15 protein-coding genes are annotated in these 18,170 nt (G+C 55.7%); 14 read left to right on the top strand and 1 reads right to left on the bottom strand.

Going from position 1 to position 18,170, the window contains the following annotated elements; genetic code table 11:
- Positions 1 to 186: 186 nt before the first annotated feature.
- Together NB063_RS02360 and csrA are read left to right on the top strand one after the other, a co-directional pair.
- Complete coding sequence (locus NB063_RS02360; RefSeq protein WP_250927124.1) at positions 187 to 465, top strand: hypothetical protein; 279 nt, start codon at positions 187 to 189, stop codon at positions 463 to 465.
- A gap of 42 nt (positions 466 to 507) precedes the next feature.
- Positions 508 to 717, top strand: coding sequence for a carbon storage regulator CsrA (csrA, locus tag NB063_RS02355; RefSeq protein ID WP_250927123.1), 210 nt, complete (start codon positions 508 to 510; stop codon positions 715 to 717).
- A 69-nt stretch (positions 718 to 786) separates the two neighbouring features.
- On the opposite strand, the gene NB063_RS02350 is transcribed toward csrA, so the two are convergent.
- On the bottom strand, positions 787 to 1,071 hold the full coding sequence (locus tag NB063_RS02350) for a hypothetical protein (protein WP_250927122.1): 285 nt from the start codon (positions 1,069 to 1,071) through the stop codon (positions 787 to 789).
- On the opposite strand from NB063_RS02350, the gene NB063_RS02345 reads away from it, so the two are divergent.
- The 12 genes from NB063_RS02345 to NB063_RS02290 all read left to right on the top strand — a co-directional run bounded on the left by NB063_RS02345 (position 1,070) and on the right by NB063_RS02290 (position 18,136).
- Positions 1,070 to 1,345 carry a DUF3302 domain-containing protein gene (locus NB063_RS02345; RefSeq protein ID WP_250927121.1) on the top strand — a complete coding sequence of 92 codons (276 nt, stop codon included), beginning with the start codon at positions 1,070 to 1,072 and terminating at the stop codon, positions 1,343 to 1,345. The genes NB063_RS02350 and NB063_RS02345 overlap by 2 nt on opposite strands.
- The gene (locus NB063_RS02340) at positions 1,342 to 2,658 is read left to right on the top strand and encodes an HlyD family secretion protein (RefSeq protein ID WP_250927120.1); all 1,317 of its coding nucleotides are present in this window, start codon (positions 1,342 to 1,344) and stop codon (positions 2,656 to 2,658) included. Before NB063_RS02345 ends, NB063_RS02340 begins: the two co-directional genes overlap by 4 nt.
- Before the next feature lie 60 nt (positions 2,659 to 2,718).
- Entirely contained in the window at positions 2,719 to 4,233 is a 1,515-nt protein-coding gene (locus NB063_RS02335; protein ID WP_250927119.1) for a DUF1254 domain-containing protein, read from the top strand.
- Between the two features lie 67 nt (positions 4,234 to 4,300).
- Entirely contained in the window at positions 4,301 to 5,188 is an 888-nt protein-coding gene (locus NB063_RS02330; RefSeq protein WP_250927118.1) for a YybH family protein, read from the top strand.
- Between the two features lie 46 nt (positions 5,189 to 5,234).
- Positions 5,235 to 6,569: a hypothetical protein gene (locus NB063_RS02325; RefSeq protein ID WP_250927117.1), complete on the top strand. Its 1,335-nt coding sequence runs from the start codon at positions 5,235 to 5,237 to the stop codon at positions 6,567 to 6,569.
- Positions 6,570 to 6,662: 93 nt separating this feature from the next.
- Positions 6,663 to 9,035, top strand: a complete 2,373-nt coding sequence (locus NB063_RS02320) for an arylsulfatase (protein WP_250927116.1) — start codon at positions 6,663 to 6,665, stop codon at positions 9,033 to 9,035.
- Positions 9,036 to 9,312: 277 nt separating this feature from the next.
- Positions 9,313 to 10,902, top strand: a complete 1,590-nt coding sequence (locus NB063_RS02315; RefSeq protein WP_250927115.1) for an arylsulfatase — start codon at positions 9,313 to 9,315, stop codon at positions 10,900 to 10,902.
- 92 nt (positions 10,903 to 10,994) lie between these two features.
- Positions 10,995 to 11,957: an HAD family hydrolase gene (locus NB063_RS02310; protein WP_250927114.1), complete on the top strand. Its 963-nt coding sequence runs from the start codon at positions 10,995 to 10,997 to the stop codon at positions 11,955 to 11,957.
- 470 nt (positions 11,958 to 12,427) lie between these two features.
- Positions 12,428 to 13,843: a DUF1254 domain-containing protein gene (locus NB063_RS02305; RefSeq protein ID WP_250927113.1), complete on the top strand. Its 1,416-nt coding sequence runs from the start codon at positions 12,428 to 12,430 to the stop codon at positions 13,841 to 13,843.
- 180 nt (positions 13,844 to 14,023) lie between these two features.
- The gene (locus NB063_RS02300; RefSeq protein WP_250927112.1) at positions 14,024 to 15,511 is read left to right on the top strand and encodes an arylsulfatase; all 1,488 of its coding nucleotides are present in this window, start codon (positions 14,024 to 14,026) and stop codon (positions 15,509 to 15,511) included.
- 148 nt (positions 15,512 to 15,659) lie between these two features.
- On the top strand, positions 15,660 to 17,387 hold the full coding sequence (locus NB063_RS02295) for a mechanosensitive ion channel family protein (RefSeq protein WP_250927111.1): 1,728 nt from the start codon (positions 15,660 to 15,662) through the stop codon (positions 17,385 to 17,387).
- A gap of 359 nt (positions 17,388 to 17,746) precedes the next feature.
- Positions 17,747 to 18,136 (top strand): hypothetical protein, encoded by a 390-nt coding sequence (locus tag NB063_RS02290; RefSeq protein WP_250927110.1) that lies wholly within the window; start codon positions 17,747 to 17,749, stop codon positions 18,134 to 18,136.
- Positions 18,137 to 18,170: the final 34 nt, after the last annotated feature.

The raw sequence follows: 18,170 nt of genomic DNA, 5'->3' as shown, positions 1-18,170 counted from the left end.
GTTGGGCTGGGCTAGGCAAATTGCCGGGGCTTTGCCCCTGAGAAAAGCCTCGTGCAATCCCCAGTCACTTGCTCGCGCCTCCCTCTTTTATCCCTCGTTGTGAGCGATGTGCTTTCGCTCGTGCCGCCGGATAATTGCCTCTGAATCAGTCGGAAAAATGCGATCCCTAGAGGTGAATGAAAACAAATGGTGGACGAGACGAAATGGCCGCAACTTCAGCCGGGTAAAGCCGCCTGTTATCGGATTGTCGTCGAGGGACAGTTGAACCAGGAATGGTCCGGCCGGTTAGGCGGGATGCAAATCGTGGCAAGCTCCTCGGAAGACCAGTCGCCCGTCACGACGTTGAGCGGGAAAGTCCAAGATCAAGCCGCCCTGATGGGCGTGCTCAATAGCCTTTACCAGCTCCGATACAAGATCCTCTCCGTCAACTGTGAGCCATGCGATGGCACAAACGAGAATTCTTAATGATAGTTCAAAAACCTAATAGATGCTAAATGGAGTTTACGCATGCTAGTCCTCTCACGAAAAACAGATGAGTCGATTGTGATCAACGAGAACGTCACGGTTGTCATCCTGAGCGTGCAGGGAGGCAAAGTCCGCCTCGGCATTGAGGCACCCAAAGAGGTGCCAATCATGCGACAAGAGATTGCGAACAATGCCAATCAAAACGACCCATCAACGACGCAGCCTCAGTCATGGTCAGCTGAACTCGATTGAAACGCATCAAAGTTTTCATCTCACCATTCCTTCATCGATCAACAACGAGAACGACACATGGTTGCAGACTTAGAAATCATATCCCCAGGCAAGTTGCTTCACGTGAAGGCTGGAGGCGAGTCTGACAACGAAGCTTGCGTGACTCTTGATCGTGCGGTTAATGAACAGGTGCGAGCGCATGGCAGTGTATGTGTCTTGCTGGAGACTCGTAGCTCCAGCCACCGGTCGGTCGTGGCGTGGTGGCAAACCTCCCGCGGTGACTTCAAGGTCGTTCACTGCGATCCCATGAAACTCGATGAGGCGAAACAGTGGCTTGAGTGTGGTGGCCATCAACAACGAGAGGAATGCAATCATGGGATTTCTTGATGTCTTTGCGATCGTCATCCTCGCGGTTCTCGGCCTCACGCTGGTTGGCGTTTGGGTCTTGCTGGGGATGATGCCCGGGCGAATTGCCCGCGGGCGCAACCACCCGCAAGCCGACGCCGTCAGCGTCTGTGGATGGTGGGGCGTCATGACCATGGGGCTACTGCTACCGGTAGCGTTCATCTGGGCTTACTACAAACCGGTGGACGCTCAAAACGCCGGGTCTCGCAACGCCGCCACTTCGACGAAAGGAGACGTGTCGTGATCCTATTTCTGACCCTGATCTATGTGGCGTTCTTAGCCATTCTGGTCAAGTTGAAAATTGTTCGTTTCAACTTGTTCTGGAAACTATCGCCGCTGCTTTGGATGTTGATGCTGACGGTGGTCTTGTTCATTCCAATGCAGTGGGGAGCACCCTCGGGCGTGGTCAATGTCTACCGTATGGTGGTCGAAATCGTTCCCAACGTCAGCGGCGAAGTGATCGAGGTCAACACGCAGGGCAGTAAGCCGATCAGCAAAGGTGACGTGTTGTTTCGGCTTGACCCACAACCCTATCAAATCGAAGTGGATCGACTGTTGGCGGCCGTCAAGGAAGCCGAGCAGACAGCCAAGATGCTGCCCGCTGGCCTGGCGGAAGCGGATGCGAACGTCGCTCAAGCCGAAGCAGCGATCGTCGCCGCGAAACAACAAGCCGCCTCCCTTAATTCAACGCTCGTCGCGGCGAAGGCCAACGTGGCGAAGTCTCAGGCTCAACTTGAGTTGGCTCAAACGGAAAGCGTGCGTGCCAAAAAGCTGCTTGCCAGCAACGCGACATCCGAGGAAGACGCGGCAACCAAGGAGCGGAACGTCGAATTGGCCATGGCGTCGGTCGAAGCAACGGAGGCTTCGCGTCAACAGGCAGAACTGGCACTGGAGTCCACGATTGACGGCGTCAACACCAGTGTCATCGAGGCCCAGGAGCGATTAAAAGCGTCCCAAGCGGCGAAACAAAAAGCGGAACTTGCGGTTGCGTCCACGATCAACGGCGAAAACACGCAAGTTGCCCAGCTGCGAGCTCAATTGGCGACCGCTCAATTCAACCTTGCACAAACCACCGTCGTTGCTCCTTCGGACGGTTTTGTGATCGGGATGACACTGCAGCCCGGTCAGCGCGTGGCCGCGTTCCCCGTCCGCACGTGGATGGCTTTCGTCGATTCATCCAGTGCACAAATTGCCGTTGGCATCGATCAAAACAGGTTGCGCCATGTGAAGCCGGGACAGAAAGCAGACGTTGTATTAGAGCTTTACCCAGGCCGAACGTTTTCTGCAACGGTGGATCGGATTGCCTACATCACACCCCAGGGACAACTTCAACCGACGGGAACCGTGGCCACTGCACCGTCAAGCAGCCAGAAAGCAATGCCTTTCGGGGTCGTGCTTACGCTTGAGGACGCGGGGCCGGATATTGACATTCACGAGTTGCCAGGTGGCGTGACCGGAACGGCAGCGATCTACACCGATTCAGTGAAGGCAACGCATCTGATACGCCGTGTGATGATTCGCATGGAGACTTTCATGAATTACATCATGCCGTCCTAACCCACGCTGCAACCCACAGCCATCGAAATGAACGGTCACTCAAAAATCAGGCACAACAATATGAACACACGACGAAAACACATCCTGCCAACCCTAGCAGTGCTGACTTTCACCTGTCTCACAACCAGCGTTCAAGCAGAGCCACCCAAACTGAAATACTCCACCGAAATTCCGGCGAATGTCGTCACCCCCGATCGGACGGAAACACGCCTCGGGGCTTTGGAGTTCGTTGATGGATTCCCCACCGAAGCGACTGCGGAGAAGGTGTGGAATCACATGGACTTCTCGCGTGCCGTCGAGGCTATGATCATGACCACGCCCGCGGCTTCGCTGCAGGGATTTCGCAAAGGCATCCAAAAATGGGGCCCCGACAACGAGACCATGATTTATTGGGGCGGGCGTCTGGATTCCAGGGGCTTGCTTCTGACGGGCAATACCACGGTGGTCTACACCTTCATGTGGATCGACCTGAAGGACGGTCCCATGGTGATGGAGACCCCGCCCAACGTGTTGGGCATCATCGACGACGCGTGGTTCCATTACGTCTGCGATTTCGGCAACGCTGGCGATGACAAGGGCAAGGGCGGGAAGTTCCTGTTGGTGCCGCCTGGCTACCAAGGCGAATTGCCGACCGATGGCTACTTCGTCAAGAAGTCGAAAACCTACGGCCACTGGCTGGCGATGCGCGGTTTCATGACGGACTTCGATCCGGTTCCCGTGGTCAAGAACATGAAGGAACATTTCCGTCTCTATCCCCTCGGTAGCGAACCGAAGGAAGTGAAGTGGATCAACACGGCGATGAAAGATTTCAACACCCTGCACGCCCAGGATGAGACCTTCTTCGACGAGGTCAACATCACGGTCCAGGAAGAGCCGAACTCGGCCGAGAGTTCCGAGATCCTCGGGTTGCTGGCCTCCATCGGCATCCAGAAGGGCAAGCCTTTCAAACCGGACGCCCGCATGAAGAAGATCCTCGCTGAGGCCGCCGCAGTCGGCACCGCCGCCCAACGCACTATCCTCTTCCGCAACCGCGACGCGGACACCGTGATCTGGCCCGGCAGCAAAAGCTGGGAGCTAGGCTTCGCTGGTGGCAGCCACAAGTTCCTCAACGACGGCGTCAGTCTGATCAATTCGCGTGTCCGCTTCCACTTCTACGCTACCGGCATCACGCCCGCGATGGTCAAACCACCGGTCGGCGCGGGATCCCAGTATGTGATGGGACTGCGTGATTCGGAAGGCAATGCCCTCGATGGCAACAAGACCTACAAGATCCACATTCCTGCCAACGTTCCGGCCAAGCGTTTCTGGGACATCACTGTTTACGACAACCAAACCCGCTCGCTGTTGCAAACCGATAATCCCTACCCGGGTGTTACCAGTATCGACAAGGCCACTGTTCAGAATGCGGATGAATCCTACGACGTCTACATCGGGCCCAAGAAGCCTGACGGAAACGTGAACTGGATTCAAACGGATCCATCCAAAGGTTGGAACATGTTGTGGCGAATCTATGGTCCAACACAGGTCTGGTACGACAAAGATTGGCGCCCCAGTGAAATCGAACTGGTAGACTGACCAACCTCCCGTTCACGGGATCCGCTTTCCCCAAACTATTCCGACGCTCATCCAAAGGACACCATAGATGAAATTCATCATATCTTTAGCGTTTTTTGTCGCAACATTTGCGATAACTTCCACGGGACAATTGTACGCTCAGGATGCCGAGGCGCCGCGTGACACTGATGAACAAATGGTGCGGAAATCGATCGAAGCGTTTACCCGTGCTTTTGAGTCTGGTAACGCCGAAGCGGCAGCACAGCTACTGACGTCCGGCGCAGAGTTGATTGCGGAGGATGGCGCCGTCGTTCGCAGTCGTGAAGCGATTCAAAATGCCATCGCGCGGCACAATGTCGAGCACCCGAATGTGAAGATTGAAAAGCTTTCCGATGCCATACGCTTTCCTTCACGTGACACAGCGGTCGTGGACGGACGGATTCGCGTCGTTCATCCGGACAGCGGCACCGCCAACAGACGTTTTGAAATTCAATGTGCTCGCGAAGATGGCAAGTGGCTGCTCGCGAAGATTGAAGAATGGCCGCACGAGCGAGCCGCGCTGCTCGACCTGGAGTGGATCATTGGGACCTGGAAATCAAAACAAGGAAGCGCCGAAGTGGAAACGACGTACGAATGGTTTGGCGACCAAGCTTTCATTCGAGCTCACTTCACCATTCGCGAAAACGAACAGTCGGTAACCGGCATGCAGATGATTGGTGTCGATCCCGAAACCGGCTTGCTGCGAACATGGATCTTTGAAGCCAACGGAGGCGTCGGCGAAGGGGTGGCCCTGCAGGATGGCAAGCAATGGGTCTTTGAATCGACAACCGAGCTGACTTCGGGGGATGTACTGGAGGCGACAAACATCTTGGTGCGAATCGACGGAAACTCGTTCACCTGGCAACCACTGGATCTGTCAATCAACGGCGAGCAATTTGGCAATCTTCCGCCCAGCAAAGTGACTCGTGTTCGCTAACAACCGGTTTTCCCACAACGCACAAAATCTTTAGAGGCTATCAACAATGAAACGTACTTTAATCACGCTGGTGATGGGTTTGATCCTGATCGCATCGTATTCAACCGCCGAGGCACAGCGCAGAGGCGGTGGTGGAGGTCGCAGCTTTGGCGGTGGCGGCGGTGGGCGCAGCCTTGGCGGAGGAGGCGGTTTTTCATCGGGTTCCCGGTCGATGGGCGGCGGGTTCTCCAGCGCGGCCCACGCGATTCCCAGAAGCCCCGTCGCAAGTCAACGGCCTTCTCCTTCGCGTGGTAATTTTGCCGGCGTCGGGCCAAACGGCGGATCGTTCCAGACCGCACGCGGTGGCGGAAGTCACACAACACCCGGTGGCGCCACAATTGATTACGCGGGACGAGGCGGCACCGCCACCGGTCCAGGCGGCGTCACGGCAGGTCGTGGTGTGGGCGGCGTCAAAGTGACGGGCCCGGGCGGCCAGGAATACGGAAAGGTTGGTCGGGTCGGCGGAGTCCAAGGCCCCGGCGGCAATACAGTCGGCGGTTCCCGCAGTATCTCCGGAACTCGAGGCCCCGCCGGTTCGGGCGTGGCGGCTTCGCGCGGCGGCTTTGCTTCGGGGCCAAACGGAATGGCCGCCTTTCGAGGTGGGGTTGCGGTTGGACCCAACGGGGTTGTCGCAGGACGAACCGGCGTCGCCGCCAATGGACATGGAACCTACTTCCGCTCCGCGGCGGTTGTCCACGGACAGGGAGTGGCCGTGCGAGCCGGGTCGGTTGGCTATCACCACTGCTTTACCCGCACTTGGTGCGCAAGGTATCCCGGCGCCTGGTACGCCGCCCGTTGGGCAACTTCCGTAGCCTGGAGGACGGTCACTTGGTCCAACCTGGCCAACTACGGCGGATACGCCTACGCAGCACCGGTCAGCTACGACTACGGCAGCACCGTCGTCTACCAGGACAACTCCGTTTACGTCAACGGCGACGTGGTCGGCACCACCGAAGAGTACTCAGCGCAGGCCGAGACCATCGCCGAATCTGGCAAGCGAGCCGAAGCACCTTCAGAAGATGAATGGCAACCACTGGGAGTGTTCGCCATGGTTCAGGGCGAGGAAAAGAGCTCAAACAATATCTTCCAGCTGGCCATCAACAAAGACAGTGTCATTCGCGGCAACTACTACAACGCGGTGACCGACACTACCGAACCCGTTTACGGTTCCGTCGACAAGACCACCCAGCGAGCCGCATGGATGGTGGGTGACGCTGAAAAGCCGGTCTATGAAGCGGGACTGGTGAACCTGACCAAAGACGAAACATCCATGATGGTGCATTATGCCAACGATCGCTCGGTTCAAGCAACGTTGTTCCGCATTCAGCAGGACAGCGAATAACCGCCAGCCGACGCGGAAACCAAGTAACAGGCTTTAGCAAAACATCGAAGAATCCAGTCACCCAGTTTTATAAGCATGACCAAGGGAATCCAAATGAAGAATACTCGTTCCATCCTTTTCCACACGGTGCTGATGGCGATCTGCCTGATATCATCGCCGTTGGCAACGCAGTCAGCATTTGCTCAGCAAGCACAAGTCGATCGCACGGAACTGCCCATCAAGGGACCGTGGTATCCGCCCATCACAACTTTAGATGCGCGTGACGCAACGGCGCCGCCAGTTTTTGAAGTGAAAGCGCCGAAGGGTGCTCCGAACGTAGTTGTAATCCTGCTGGACGATCTGGGCTTTGGTGGGACCGGGGCAACGGGCAGCGTGCTGCCGACGCCGCACTTCGACAAGCTGGCGAAGAATGGTTTGTTGTACAACCAGTTTCATACGACGGCACTTTGCTCGCCCACGAGGCAAGCGCTGATTACGGGTCGCAATCACCATTCGTGCAATCAGGCCAAGATTAGCGAGGTCGCCACGTCGTTCCCGGGCGCAACGGGCATGTTGCCCAACGACGTCGCCACCATAGCCGAAACGTTGCGGCAAAATGGCTACAGCACAGCAGCCTATGGCAAGCACCATGAAACGGCCGTCTGGGAAATCAGCCCGTCCGGACCGTTTACGCGTTGGCCAAACTTTGTTGGATTCGATGAGTTCTATGGCTTCATGGGTGGAGAAACGAACCAGTGGTCTCCCGCGGTCTATCACAACTTAAACCGCGTCGAGACGCCGGAAGATCCGGACTATCACTTCATGAACGACATGGCTACGAAGTCGATCGAGTGGATGCGTTTCCAGCAAGCGTTGACTCCGGAAAAACCGTTCTTCGTCTACTTCGCCCCGGGAGCCGTGCACGCGCCGCATCACGTGCCGAAATCGTATATCGACAAACAAAAGGGTCATTTCGACGAAGGCTGGGACGTGATCCGCCAGCGGATCTTCGAGCAACAGAAGAAGCTGGGCGTCATTCCCGCCGGTACGAAGCTGGCGAAGAAGCCTGATGACATCAAGGACTGGGCCGATCTCTCTGCCAAAGAGCAAAAGTTATACGCTCGTCAGGCCGAAGTCTTTGCTGCCTTCCTCGACATGACGGACCACGAGACGGGCCGCGTCATTCAGGCGATTGAAGACATGGGCGAACTCGACAACACATTGATCTTCTACATCGCCGGTGACAACGGCACCAGTGCCGAAGGCGGGATGACCGGACTTTATAACGAGATGACTTACTTCAACGCCGAACCGCAGGGCTCGGACATCGACTTCATGATGAAGCATTACGACGACTGGGGCGGCCCGTCCACGTATCCGCACATGTCGGCCGGATGGGCAGTTGCCTTCGATTCGCCGTTCACGTGGACCAAACAGGTTGCCTCCAACTATGGCGGCACACGGAACGCGATGGTCGTCTCGTGGCCGGACCGTATCAAAGCAAAGGGTGAAATCCGCAATCAATGGCATCACGTGATCGATGTCGCGCCAACAATATTGGAAGCGGCGGGATTACCGCAACCACGGATTGTTAACGGCGTGCCGCAGCGTCCCATCGAAGGCACCAGCATGGCGTACACCTGGGAATATCCCAATGCACCAAGTCAACACACGATCCAGTACTTTGAGATGTTTGGTAATCGCGGTATCTACTTTGACGGTTGGTTCGCGGGTACGGTGCACGTGAAGCCATGGGCAAAGCCCGAGACTCGATTCACAGAAGACACGTGGGAATTGTACCACGTCGAAGAAGACTTCAGTATGTCGACGGATCTGGCCAAACAGCATCCTGAGATACTGGCAAAGCTGCAGCAGGCGTTCCTTGGCGAAGCGGTCAAATACAATGTGTTGCCCCTGGATGATCGCCGCGAAGAGCTATTCAATCCGAAGCTGGCCGGACGACCTGACTTGATGTTCGGACGCAAGACCCTGACCTTGTACGAAGGCATGGACGGGTTACTCGAAAACGACTTCATTAACGTCAAAAACACTTCGTTTGAAATCGTCGCCGAAGTGGAAAGCGGAGACAAACCTGCCAACGGTGTCATCCTGGCTCAGGGTGGTCGCTTCGGCGGCTGGGCACTGCATGTGAAAGACGGCATCCCGAGATACACCTACAACTATCTCGGCCTCGAACATTCCGTCGCTGCAGGAACAGCCAAACTGCCCACGGGCAAGTCCACCGTAAAAATGGACTTTGCCTACGACGGGGGTCAGAAACCCGGGCAGGGAGGCACGGCAACTCTGTTTGTGAACGGCAAAGCAGTTGGTTCAACGAAGATTCCGAAGACCGAGTTCGCAGTCTTTTCAGCCGACGAATCCGCTGGTGTGGGCATCGACATGGAAACGACGGTGTCTGAGGAGTACGACCGAGTCGGTAGCAAGTACACCGGCAAGATCAACAAGGTGACGGTCACCTTGAAGTAGCGAGTTTTTTCACATGCCCCCGTCCGATTTGTCGGGCGGGGTGGGGGCATCGTCTATACCGCACGCTAAAAACCTGGATCGACAAAACCTGGCGACCGAGCGAGTTCGAGTCGGTGAAGCATTGTGGCTAGGGCTTCCAGCCCCAGTTGGAAGCGACAAGTGATACCGCGGCTGGAAGCCCCAGCCACTCCCAATAACTTACAGCAAAGGACATTGAGACTACCGAACAAATTGAACGTTGAAACGCCGACCATCCATTACCAGAAAGAGACAAACCATGAATCAGTTTCGAACACTTCGAATCTACTGCTTATCGCTAACAGCAGCGTTTGCTGCGTTCCTCGGAGTATTGACCCCGGCCAACGCGCAGGACAAGAAGCCTAACATCCTTGTCATTTGGGGCGATGACATCGGCACGTGGAACATCAGCCACAACAATCGCGGCATGATGGGCTACAAGACGCCGAACATTGATCGTATTGCGAGGGAAGGCGTGGCCTTCACCGACTACTACGCTCAGCAGAGTTGCACGGCCGGTCGCGCGGCTTTCATCAGCGGTTCTGTCCCGGTCCGCAGTGGCATGACCAAAGTTGGCATGCCCGGCGCAAAGGAAGGTTGGCAGAAGACCGACGTGACGATGGCGACTGTGTTGAAAAGCCAAGGCTATGCAACGGGTCAATTTGGCAAGAATCACCAAGGCGATCGGGATGAGCATCTGCCGACCATGCACGGCTTTGACGAGTTCCTCGGCAGTCTTTATCACCTCAATGCTGAGGAAGAGCCGGAGAACCGGGACTATCCGAAGATCAAGCTGGCCAATGGGAAAACATTCCTGGAACAATTCGGTCCGCGCGGCGTGCTGAAGTGCACGGCCGATGGCCAGGGAGGCCAGACCATCGAAGATATCGGTCCGCTCACCAAGAAACGCATGGAAACCATTGATGATGAAACGATGGCCGCCGCCAAAGACTTTATCACTCGCCAGGCCAAGGCTGACAAACCGTTCTTCTGCTGGTGGAACGGTACTCGGATGCACTTCCGCACGCATGTGAAGCCCGAGCATATTGGCATCTCCGGTCAAGACGAGTATGGCGACGGCATGGTCGAGCACGATATGCACGTTGGCGAACTGCTTGACCTGATCGATGAATTGGGCCTCGCTGAGAACACCATCATTCAGTACTCCACCGACAACGGACCGCACTACAACACCTGGCCCGACGCTGGCACCACGCCCTTCCGCGGTGAGAAGAACTCGAATTGGGAAGGTTCCTATCGCGTGCCTTGCTTCGTCAAATGGCCGGGGACATTCCCCGCGGGAGTGACGCTCAATGGCATCGTATCGCACGAAGACTGGTTGCCGACCTTCGCTGCCGCTGCTGGTGCGCCTGATGTGAAAGAAAAACTGCTTGAGGGGGCGGAGTTCAATGGCCGCACCTACAAGAATCACATTGATGGGCACAACCTGCTCGACTATCTCAGCGGCAAGGAAGAGGAATCGCCGCGGCAGGAGTTCATTTATGTGAACGACGCTGGCGAAGTGGTCGCGATGCGTTATCAGGATTGGAAAGCGACCTACCTCGAGAACCGTGCTCATCGATTGGATGTGTGGCGCGAGCCATTCGTCCATCTGCGATTGCCGCTGCTGTTCAATCTTCGACGGGATCCATTCGAGAAGTCTCAGGAGAATTCCAATACCTACCACGACTGGGTGATCGATCGGGCATTCGTGCTGGTGCCCCTGCAGCAGATCGCCAGCCGGTTCCTGATGACGCTCAAGGAGTATCCGCCCAGTCAGGCACCGGGCGACTGGAGTCTGGATAGCCTGGAAAAGCAGATTAGGAACATGACTGCTCCTGGGAAGTAAGGCTTTGGAAAGACCCACGGTGCCGCCGACATCGGCGGCACCGTTTTTATGATTTGCTTATCAAAGGATTTAGGATGAAGAGTTTCTTTTTTGTGATCGCCGCAGGTCTGATGACCACGTTCGCATCCGCCCAGGACCCGTTGCCATCCTGGAACGACGGCAAGGTCAAAGAATCCATCGTCGCTTTTGTCGAGAACGTGACGAAAGTAGGCTCCGCGGATTTTGTTCCGGCGAACGAACGCATCGCCACGTTTGACAACGATGGAACGCTGTGGGCTGAACAGCCGATGTATTTTCAGGCGTTCTTCATCTTCGATCGCATCAAGACCCTCGCACCGCAGCACCCCGAGTGGAAGACAAAGGAGCCATTCTCTTCTGTGCTCAATGGCGACTTAAAAACGGCGCTGGCGGGCGGAGAACATGCGCTACTGGAAATGGCGATGGCCACGCATGCGGGAATGACGACGGAGGAGTTTGAAGCAATCGTTACCGACTGGCTTGCCACGGCGACGCATCCCACCACGAAGCGACCCTACACGGAGATGGTCTATCAGCCGATGCTGGAGTTGCTGGCTTATCTGCGCGCAAACGATTTTAAGACCTTCATCGTGTCCGGCGGCGGCATTGAGTTCATGCGTCCCTGGTCCGAGCGTGTTTACGGCATCCCTCCGGAACAAGTGATCGGCAGCAGCATCAAGACAAAGTTTGAACTGCGGGATGGAAAGCCGGTCCTCGTTCGCCTGCCGGAATTGAATTTCATCGACGACAAGGAAGACAAGCCGGTCGGAATTAACCAGCATATCGGTCGACGTCCCATCGCTGCCTTTGGCAATTCCGATGGTGACTTGCAAATGCTGCAATGGACGGCTGCCGGAAGTGGCCCGCGTTTTTGCCTCTACGTCCACCACACGGACGCCGAACGAGAATGGGCGTACGACCGCGAATCCAAAATTGGCCGTCTGGACAAGGGCCTCGCTGAAGCCGCCACGAAGGGCTGGACGGTGGTCGACATGAAACGCGACTGGACGCCGATCTTTCCAAACGAGAATGAGTGAAGAGCAAAACGCAACAGTAACTTCCGTCGAAGCCTGCTCGGGGCCAGGAGGAAACATCAACGTCGGCAGCACGGGCAAGCCTGACGTCAATGCCAATGGCTCGGTGGACATCTACTTCAGCCCGAGAATGCCCGGAGGCAAAAAATGCAACTAGATCAAAACATGTCCTGACAAGGGATTCTTCGTGGTCTTCAACTGGAAGGCGACATCGAAAAGATACGGGGCCTCAACGACTTCGATCTGCTGGACCAAGAGTTGAAAGTTAGTAAGGATCCAGCGGAAAACAACTGTCGGATTTGGCGTAGCTGCCGTCGCCAGACGGCGGACGATCCACGCTCTGGCGAGCGTAGCTAGTGCAGTTCTTTCTCGCTTAATCCTAAACACAAGTACAGAACCAACTAGTAAGAAAGAAAACCATGGAAAAACCAACTCGATTCATCGCAGGTTTGGTTGCCGTTATCGCATGCACCATGCTGTCGCCCGCTTCGGCTCAAACCGTTCAAGAAACCTATCTGGGCAAACTTGAATTTCAGGGCCAAACCATTACCAAAGAGACGGCGGAGCTTTTACATCGCCGGATTCTTCAGCAGCGGGCCACGCAGCTGGTGACGTGGGCAATGCCGATGATGAATTTCTATACGCTTTATCCGGCGATATTGAGTAACCAGAAGATGAGCAAAGACGACGTCTTCTTCAGTTTGTGTGACGGCTACGACGGCGTCTATCCGTACATGACCGCCAACGTGACCACACCCTACACGATCGCGATGTCGGACCTGTCAAAGACAGGACCTGTAATACTGGATCTTCCCGCGGGAGAAATCTACGGCGTGGTCAACGACGCCTGGATGCAGCCGATCAAGGAAATCGGTTCGGGTAAACCGGAAACCCTGTTGCTGCTGGGTCCCGGGCAGCAGGCGCCCGAGGATTTCAAGGGCGAGATCGTCCAGTCAGGCACCTTCCTGGTGCTCTACTTCTACCGAGCCCTGGGGACGGGAGACGAAGCCAGGAAGCTGAGGACGGCCGTTCAGGCCTACAAACTTTCGGAGGCAAAGAATCCGCCGAAGACCAAATTCATCAAGTACGCCCCGAAGCCGGGTGACGAGGTCCAGTTGAACACCCAGCCCCGCGACATGCGATTTTGGGAGTTGGTCAACGAGTACGTACAACGGGAGCCGATGGCGGATCGCGACCGCTTCTTCTACGCTTGGCTGAAGGACCTCGGCATCGAAAAAGGCAAACCCTTTGAGCCGACGGCTCTGCAGAAAGAGATTCTGCAGCAAGGCCTGGACGTGGGCATGGCCATGTCGCAGGCGATCTCGTTCAACAAAACCAGAGAGATGTTCCCGACATCGATCTATGGCAAGGATTCCGGATTTGAAGACGCGATGGCGGGGATGAATCCGAAAATTGATATGCCGACCTACTCGCAGTTCAACGAGCGGGCATCCTACGGTTTTGAGGCGACCACCACGTCGGCCGGCATGGTCTCACGGGTCGCAGGCAAGGGTTCAGCCTATCTGGGCAGTTACTACGATGCCGATGGCAATGCATTGCTGGGGGGCAACCATTACAAGCTCCACGTCGGGCCCAATCCTCCGGCAGCCAACTTTTGGTCGGTTACCGTCTATGACATCGAGAACCGATTAATCATCCGCAACGAAATCAAACGGTCGGATCGTTCATCCCGCACGGAAGGACTGATCAAGAATGACGACGGCTCAGTGGATCTGTACTTTGGACCGACCGCCCCCGAGGGCAAAGAAGTGAATTGGGTCCAGACCAACAAAGGCCAGTCCTTCTTCGTCTACCTCAGGCTCTACGGCCCCGAGCAAGCTTACTTCGACCAATCGTTCCCGATGAGCAAGATCGAGCAAGTGAAATAGAGAATAACGATACCGGGCAAAAGCTGGTTCATCATTCTGCGCATGTATGGTCCGCTCAAGCCTTGGCTCAACAAGACCTGGCGCGCGAGCGAACTGGAGCTTGTGAAGTAGCTCACGCATACAGCATTCAAAGTCATAGAGAACCCAATCAAACCGACAACGCCGAAAACAGTGAAAGCAGTGAAGACAGTGAAAACAAACATACTCGCCTGGTCCTGTCTGTTGGCTGCAGGTCTGACTGTTACGCAGAATGCGGTGGCCCAAGAAGAGGCCTCTAAGCCCAACATCATCTTGATCAACATGGACAACTTCGGCTATGGAGAACTGGGGTGCTACGGCGGGGGTATTCTCCGAGGTGGTGCCACGCCACGCATCGACAAGTTAGCCACTGAAGGGATGCGCTTGTTGAATTTCAATGTCGAGGCGCAGTGCACGCCCAGTCGTGCAGCGCTAATGACAGGCCGTTATGCCGTACGCACGGGGAATGGTTCGGTGCCGCTTTCCGTCGCCGACTACGGTTTGACTCAGTGGGAATACACGATGCCGGAAATGTTGAGCGATGCCGGCTATGCGACCGCCATGTTCGGCAAGTGGCATCTTGGGCAGTCGGAAGGGCGTTACCCTACCGACCAGGGATTTGACGAGTGGTATGGGATTCCGAATTCAACGGATGAAAGCCTCTGGCCCGCTCAGCAGGATTTCCAAAAGTATGCAAAGCTGGCGGAGAAAACCGGCAAGAATCCGATGATCAAGGAAGAGCACATCTACACGGCCAGGAAAGGCTCTCCGGTAAAAGCGGTCAAGGTGTATGACATTCCGGCAAGGCGAGAGATTGACCGGGAAGTTACCGACCATGCGAAGGACTTCATTGGGCGTCAGGCGAAGGCGGGCAAACCGTTCTTCCTGTACCTGCCGTATACGCAGACGCACATGCCAAATCTTCCTAGCAAAGAGTTCGAAGGGAAAAGCGGAAACGGCAATTGGGGCGATGTGTTGATGCAGATTGATGCCTACACCGGCGAACTGCTCGATACGCTCGAACATAACAAGATCGCGAAGAACACCATCTTCATTTTCACAGCGGACAACGGAGGCGAAATGGTACCGGGTTACGCTGGCTGGAATGGGCCCTGGAGCGGTTCCTATTTTACGGGCAGGGAAGGTTCGTTGCGGGTGCCGTTTATCATCCGCTGGCCTGGTAAGGTGCCGGCCGGCAAAGTCTCTAACGAGATCGTTCACCAGTTTGATCTCTTCACGACTTTTGCGAGTATTGCAGGAGGCAAGGTGCCGCAGGATCGTGTGATTGATGGTATCGATGTCTCTGATTTCCTGCTTGGAAAGTCAGAGGAGTCCGGACGTGAAGGTTTTGTTGTGTATGTTGGAAACGATGTCCACGGCGTGAAGTGGCGAAACTACAAGATGCTGTTCAAGGAATTGGAAGGCGATCGGGGAACAGGAAAATTGAATGTCTTTCCGATGCCCCACTTCTACAACCTCTTTGCCGATCCCAAGGAAGAGTATCCCGTCACTCAGCAGATGGCGGGGCGTCTGTGGTACCGATGGGGATTGGGCCCAATCCTCGTAGAGCACGAAAAATCGCTGGCTGCAGAACCACCGATCAAGCCAGGTACCCCGGACCCATACGTTCCAGCGAAGCAAAACAAATAGCAATGCGCGAAGTCGCAGCACAGCAATGAAGCACCTAGCAATGACCGTGAGACGCCTTTGGAACAAGAACGAAATGGCAAGTAACAGCTTTCGCCGGAGTACGATCAGGCGCTTTGTGGACTCGCTCCGTCCCCTTACGTTCATCACATTGGTCTTTTGCCTGGGCTGGGCACCACCTCACTTGGCGGCACAAGGACCGGGTGATATCAAGGCGGCCGATACCTCAAGTCCGCGTGATACGTTGCGGAGCTTCATCGATGCCTGCAACGAGTTACACGAGCATATTACCAGTTCCCCGGGGTACTACGATCGATCGAACCAGGAGCATGTCGCGATTGCCGAACGGGTCCTGGATTGCATTGACGATAGTGAGCTCCCAGCATTTGTTCGCACGGACCGCGCCGGCGAGGCAGCCGTATGCCTCAAAGAGATCTTGGATCGAGTCGAGTTGCCACCTTGGGATCAGATTCCCGATATGGCGGAGATCGTCGCCGCCGGTGGACGCGAGAAATTGCCTGTCTATCGAATTCCGGACACCAGAATCACGATTTCCTTAGTGGAGCAAGGACGCAATCGGCTGGAGTACCTTTTCTCACCCGGCACCGTGGATCGCGCACCAGGCTATTTTAAGAGTATTGCAGCCAATCCGTATCGCACCGAGGGAACGCCGGTCAGCAAAGACTTCTATCGGTGGTATCTATCCGCACCGGGCCATCCCGCGTTGGCGAGCGTTGTCGATCGGCTCCCGGAAAACATGCGGTTGGGGCGAACGTGGGGGCTCGCCAATTGGAAATGGCCTGGACTGCTCGTCACGCTCCTGGTCGGGCTCGCTCTGATGGCATTGACTTTTCGAGCGCACATCGCCCTCACGAATCGCGCTCGGGACAAGAGTCTTTTCAGATACTGGTTAACCATCGTCTTTCCGATTGCCGCCATGTTGATTCCACTGGCTGTCAAGTACGTGGGCTACCGATATCTGACGATGCGCGGTACGCCTCTTTATATTCTTGAGTTCAGTTGCGAACTGACTGCGTTGCTGGCCGCGATCCTGGTCATCGTCGGAGCCAGTAATCGAGTCGCGGCAAGCATCATTGCTTCTCCTTCCGTCAACCCGGCGGGCTTGAATGCCCAGTTGATCAGGATCATGTCCAAATTGGCGAGTCTCGTCGTGGCAGTGATTCTCTTCCTTGTCGAGGGGCAATATTTGGGCATCCCCATCGCGACGCTGCTGGCGAGTGCTGGAATCGGCGGAGTTGCGGTCGCACTATCAGCCCAGAACACGCTGAAAACGCTGTTCGGTACGCTCATGATCCTTTCCGACAAGCCGTTTCGTGTGGGCGAGCGGATCATTTTTAAACAATACGACGGCGTGGTGGAAGACATTGGCATCCGATTGACTAGCATTCGTTTGTTGAGCGGGCCTCAGGTCACGATTCCAAATGATCAACTTGCCGAAAACGATATCCAGAACGTGTCCCGTCGGCCGTACATTCGCCGGGTCGGTGAGATTCACATCCCGTTGGATACTCCTTGCGAGAAAGTGGAGCAGGCCGTCGCGATTATTCGGGACGCACTGCAGGATCACGAAGGCCTGGATCCGAATCATCCGCCGCGCGTGTGCTTTCACGAATTTATGCCCGGTGCGTTCAGCGTCCAGTTCACCTATTGGTTCACACCTCCGGACCGTTGGAAATTTCGAGAGTTTAGCGAGAAGTTGAATTTCGAGATCTTCCGCAAGTTTGAAGCTCTGGGAATCCAATTCTCACTCCCACTGCGGCATTCCTTCTGGAAGCAAGACGACCAGCAGGGACCGCTGGACGTGAATCTACTCAGAGACGGCGAACAACAAACAGCGGAAAGCAATGAACGATCGTGACGGGCGATAGTATCCTGATCCTCGCAAGAGCGGGCGACGGAATGCACAAGACCTCACTATTGGATTGTCAAAGTTGAAACTTCAGGTTAGCCGTAGTGGGCGAGGCAACGAGCCCCTCTATGGATTGCGACTGTGAAGGACTCGTAGCCTCGTCCACTACCTTAAATTCAATCCTGACAAAGCACTAATGTCACGAGACCATGATCATGAACCACAACCTGAGATTTTTGCCCAACGCCCTTTTTGCAGTTGCAGTCGTGCTGTTCGCAATCCCGGCCGTTGCGCAAGCCCAGAGGCACAGTCTGGCAATCAGACTGCCGCCGTATCCGGAGACGCAGCCCAAGATCTGAACCTCCAGAATGTGCAGGCCCAAAGATATCCTCGAGAAATTAAAGACTCAGTACGCGAATCTGAATCGGGACCTCGCATCGCTCGAGGCTGACAGACAGCAGTATCTGAGCAAAGTGAAAAAGATCCGCGCCTCTGTCAATGAACAACTTTTATGGATGAGGAGTTCGCCGCCGATCAGTTCCAGGACTTTTACCGAGATTCCTGGCGCCCTGAAATGGGCATTCAGTGGAAAGCATTGGGGCGAACTCGGCCGCGCGGTGAAAGGGATGGCCACTGACTCGAGCCTACCGAGCGCGAGTATCGTCCTGGTCGTCGTCTTGCTGCTGATCATGAGACGGCGGATGAGCGCGGCCCTGATGGGGCGCATTATTTTGCCAGTATCGGACGGATCATTTTAGTGCCGAAGGCACGGCATGTTACAGCCTGGGGTGC

The sequence above is a fragment of the Aporhodopirellula aestuarii genome (assembly GCF_023701485.1).
GTDB classification, from domain to species: domain Bacteria; phylum Planctomycetota; class Planctomycetia; order Pirellulales; family Pirellulaceae; genus Rhodopirellula; species Rhodopirellula aestuarii.
This window is presented reverse-complemented; position numbering and strand designations above follow the sequence as displayed.